Origin of the sequence: Collinsella sp. D33t1_170424_A12, assembly GCF_015554865.1 — a bacterium.
In the GTDB taxonomy this organism is placed as follows: domain Bacteria; phylum Actinomycetota; class Coriobacteriia; order Coriobacteriales; family Coriobacteriaceae; genus Collinsella.
On record NZ_JADNJJ010000080.1, the window covers coordinates 1 to 4,209 of the forward strand.

4 protein-coding genes are annotated in these 4,209 nt (G+C 67.8%); 1 reads left to right on the forward strand and 3 read right to left on the reverse strand.

Annotation, left to right across the window (positions count from 1 at the left end; genetic code table 11):
• Positions 1 to 511, forward strand: a 511-nt coding sequence (locus I2E26_RS03835) for a sodium:calcium antiporter (protein WP_370551437.1), incomplete at its 5' end; no start/stop codon positions are given.
• A 113-nt stretch (positions 512 to 624) separates the two neighbouring features.
• Here the strand turns inward: I2E26_RS03835 and I2E26_RS03840 are convergent.
• The 3 genes from I2E26_RS03840 to I2E26_RS03850 all read right to left on the reverse strand — a co-directional run bounded on the left by I2E26_RS03840 (position 625) and on the right by I2E26_RS03850 (position 4,135).
• Positions 625 to 1,566 carry a DHHA2 domain-containing protein gene (locus I2E26_RS03840; protein ID WP_195419672.1) on the reverse strand — a complete coding sequence of 314 codons (942 nt, stop codon included), beginning with the start codon at positions 1,564 to 1,566 and terminating at the stop codon, positions 625 to 627.
• 157 nt (positions 1,567 to 1,723) lie between these two features.
• Positions 1,724 to 2,887, reverse strand: coding sequence for a cyclic pyranopterin monophosphate synthase MoaC (moaC, locus tag I2E26_RS03845; RefSeq protein ID WP_195419673.1), 1,164 nt, complete (start codon positions 2,885 to 2,887; stop codon positions 1,724 to 1,726).
• A gap of 132 nt (positions 2,888 to 3,019) precedes the next feature.
• Complete coding sequence (locus I2E26_RS03850) at positions 3,020 to 4,135, reverse strand: GTP 3',8-cyclase MoaA (protein ID WP_195419674.1); 1,116 nt, start codon at positions 4,133 to 4,135, stop codon at positions 3,020 to 3,022.
• Between the last annotated feature and the right edge of the window lie 74 nt (positions 4,136 to 4,209).

The window sequence follows — 4,209 nt, forward strand, 5'->3', positions numbered from 1 at the left end:
CGAGGTCGAGGACGACGAGAAGGCCGGCGTGAAAACGGCCGAGGAACCCGATGACGGCCACTCCCTCGTCCGGGACTTCGTGTTCATCGTGATCGCCATCGCCCTGCTCAAGTTCGGCGCCGACTTCGTGGTCGACAACGCCGTCGCCATCGCCAGCGCGCTCGGCGTGAGCCAGGTCCTCATCAGCCTCACTATCGTGTCCGTCGGCACCGCCCTGCCCGAGCTGGTCACCAGCTCCGTGGCCGCCTTCAAGGGCAACGCCGACACCGCCGTGGGCAACGTCATGGGCTCCGTCATCACCAACCTGCTGCTCGTTGCCGGCGCGCCGGCGCTCTTCGCGCCCGTCGCGTTCAACCCGGTCCACAACCTCGACCTCGCACTCATCGCGATCTTCGCCGTGTGCATGGTGGTGTTCACCTTCGTGGGCCGCACGCGCACCTTCTCGCGCCGCTGCGGTCTCATCTTCGTGATGTTCTACATCATCTACCTCGCCTCCGCGATTCTGCGCTAGGCTGCGAACCGCGCGTGTATACAAGGACCACGCACACGAAAACGCCCCTGCACCTCCTTGGAGATGCGGGGGCGTTGCCATAGAGCGGGTGCGAGCGGATACGCCGCTTGGCGCTAGTTTGCAGCCAGGATAGGAGCGGCGACCTGCTTCTTGCGGGAGAGCACGCCCGGCATCCACACGCCCTCGGCCACGTCCTCGATCTCGAGGCCCTTCTGAGCGGCCGCGGTGTCGCCCTCAAGCAGCACCTGGGAGCCCTCCTCCATGATGTCGGTGAGGCACAGCACGATGCCGTCGGCGGCCTTATCGGCAGCATAGGCGCGCATGGCCTCGCGGATCTCGGGGATCATGCCCAGGGCGCGGGACTTATCGACCGTCTCGTACTGGCCGATGAGGAGCTTCTTGCCGGCAACCTCGAACATCTTGATGTCGTTGCCGACCATCTGCTCGGCGGTGAAGGAGCCGGACGGACGGGTGAGGAAGACCTCCATGCCGAACTTGACCGGGTCGACGCCGAGCTGCTCGCCGAGCTTGGCGGCGATAGCGGCATCCACGGCGGTGGCGGTGGGGCTCTTGAGCATGAGGGTGTCGGTCATCATGGCAGAGAGCAGCAGCTTGGCCTGGGTATCCGTAGGCTCGACGCCCATGACCTCGAACAGCTTGGCCACGATGGAGCAGGAGGAGCCCCAGGGCAGCGCCACGATGTGCAGCGGGGCGGCGGTGGTGAAATCGCCGAAACGGTGATGGTCGACGACGCCGAAGATGGTGGCGTTCTCAAGGCCCGCGACGGACTGGCCGGGCTCGTTGTGGTCGGTGAGGATGACGAGCTGGGCCTCGTCGCCGTCGACCGCGGGCTCGATGGCATCGATCAGCGTCGGGGCGGGAACGCCGGCGTCCTCAAGCAGCTTGGCGGACTCGGCCGGCAGCGGACCCAGGCAGCACGCGGTGTAGGTGTTGCCGGCAAACTCGACCTGGTTCAGCAGCTGGGACAGGACGACGGTGGACATGATGGCGTCGTTATCGGGGTTCTGGTGGCCAAAAACAAGAACGTTGCTCATGGGCTCCCTTTCGTTCGAACAGATGGGACTCGGATACTCACTATCCTAGCACGTTGCCTTGGCACCCACGGGGCGCACGGACGGTTCGGAGATACGGCTCCATATGCCCGCGGCGCGGGACGCCGACCGTGGGCGCGAAAGTGCGGGCGCGGCGCGGCTAGACGTTCGAGCGCTCGCGCCGCCAATGGGCCTCGACCACGTCGGCCACGGCGCCCGCGTCGTTGATATCGACGACCGGCTGATCCAGGCGCACGCGATTCGCCAGCGCGTCGTTGCACGCAAGCGCCAGCGTGCCCTCGCCCACCAGGTCGAGCGAGCTTTGGCCGCGCAGGCGGTCGACGCCGGAGCGCGCCACCACCACGTTGGCGAGACCAGCCGCCTTATAGCCTTCCACGATCACGATATCAACGTCGACGAAGCGGTCCAACAGCACATCGAGCGGCAGCTCGTTGTCGGTATCGGCGTACTCGGCATAGCGGTTCGCGCAGATAAGGCCCACATGGCGGCTGCCCGCCTGGGCGTGGCGCCATGAGTCCTTACCGGGCACGTCGATGTCGAAGCCGTGATGCCCGTGGTGCTTGATGGAGCCCACGCGCATGCCGCGCGCCGAGAGCTCGGCGATGACCTTCTCGACCAGCGTGGTCTTGCCGGAGTTCTGGTAGCCGATGAACGCGACCACGGGAGCCGGGGCGAGCGCGTGCGCTGCGGATTCGTCGTCAACCGCCGCGAACACGCACGAAAGCGAGCCGCCGTCCACGCAGGAGCGCGCGTCATCCTCCGGGGCCTCGGGCACGCGCGCCCAGGTGCCGGAACGGCCTCCCTCCTTAAGCAGCAAGCGCGTATCGACGATCTCCATGCCGCGATCGACCGCCTTGCACATATCGTAGATGGTGAGCGCCGCCACGCTCGCGGCGGTAAGGGCCTCCATCTCAATGCCCGTCACCCCGGTGATGCCGCAGGTGGCGAGCACGTGGAAGCCCACGCGGCCGTCTGCTCGCGCACCGGGGCCCTGGGCGGGAATGGGCTCGATCTCGACCTTGCTCTTGGTGATGTTGAGCGGGTGGCACATGGGGATGAGGTCGCTCGCGCGCTTGGACGCCATGATGCCGGCCACGCGCGCGCAGGCGAGCACGTCGCCCTTCTTCGCGCGGTCCTCGAGCACCATCGCCTGCGTCTCGGGATGCATGAGGATGCTCGCTTCGGCCACGGCCGTGCGCTGCGTCGCCTCCTTCTGGGATACATCGACCATGCGCACGTCGCCTCGTTCGTCTACGTGCGTGAGTTCATCGCGATACGCGTCGCGGGATGCAGCGTCTGCCATAGCGGGCTCCTTGTGCTCGAAGCGAATGTCGCCCCATTGTAGCGCCGACGCAGGCGCCGGCGCTGCAAGGGATGCCGGCGGCATCGCGCTCGCCCCCGGCAGCGCGGCGCACGGGGCGCCGCGCCGAGCGAGCTAGCCGCCGATCTGGGACATGAAGCGCTCGGTGCCCTTGATAACCTCGTGCTCGCGGGGCTTATGCGACACGGCGTCGCGCCAGATGCGCGCGACCGCATCGTCATCGCCGGCGCGCAGGGCATCGAACACCCGGTATTCGGCGTCGGAGAACAGGCAGGGACGAATGGCGCCATCGGCCGTCAGGCGCATGCGGTTGCAGCTCGCGCAGAAATGATTCGACATGGCCGAGATGAACCCCACGGTTCCAGCCGCATCGGGAAAGCGCCAGTAGCGCGCCGGACCCGCGCCCGCGGGCGCGCCGCCCTCGGCAGCCGCCTCGAGCGGCCCCATGCCCGCCGCCGCGGCCTCGGCGTCGATGCGCTCGCGCAGCTCGCGCGAGGGCACGGTGTCGCTCGCATCCCACGCCTCGGGACGCAGCTCGCCCGCCGGCCCCTCGCCGGCATCCGCAGCCCGAAAGCCGCGCTCCTCGTCGCTGCCGATGGGCATGTACTCGATGAAGCGCACGTGGACGGGCCGTTCGAGCGAGAGGCGGGCCATGCCGAATACATCTTGCTGCAGGCGGCGTACGACCACGCAGTTCACCTTCACCGGGTGAAAGCCATGCGACAACGCCGCATCGATACCAGCGAGCGCCTGCTCGACGCGGCCCAGGCGCGTGATAGCGCCAAACTGCACCGGATCGAGCGTATCGAGCGAGATGTTCACGCGATCGAGGCCGGCATCTTTGAGCGCGCCCGCCATGCGCGGCAGCAGCGCCCCGTTGGTGGTGAGCGAAATATCCTCGATACCGGGAATCTCGCGCAGCTCGCGTATAAGGGGCACGATGCGATGGCTCACCAGCGGCTCGCCGCCCGTCAGGCGGACGCTCGCGATTCCCTCGCGCGCAGCGATCCGCACGAAGCGCGCGATCTCTTCGGCGCTCAGCATCTCCTCGTGAGAACGAGGAGGCACGCCCTCGGCCGGCATGCAGTACACGCACCGGAAATTGCACTTATCCGTTACCGCGATACGCAGGTACGTGATGCCGCGTCCGCAACCGTCGACACCAGCCCCGCGCGGGCCCGCTTCGGATGCGCCGGGCGCGCCCGCACGAGACGATACGCTAGGCGCCATATGCGTCTCGGTGCTCCGCGCGACCGGCGCGCATGCCGCGCATCACCGCATCGCGCAGCTCGGGGATGCGCGTC

Coding starts and splice junctions, on each gene's coding strand:
- I2E26_RS03840 (WP_195419672.1), bottom strand. CDS start 1,566: ATGAGCAACGTTCTTGTTTTTGGCCACCAGAACCCCGATAACGACGCC.
- moaC (WP_195419673.1), bottom strand. CDS start 2,887: ATGGCAGACGCTGCATCCCGCGACGCGTATCGCGATGAACTCACGCAC.
- I2E26_RS03850 (WP_195419674.1), bottom strand. CDS start 4,135: ATGGCGCCTAGCGTATCGTCTCGTGCGGGCGCGCCCGGCGCATCCGAA.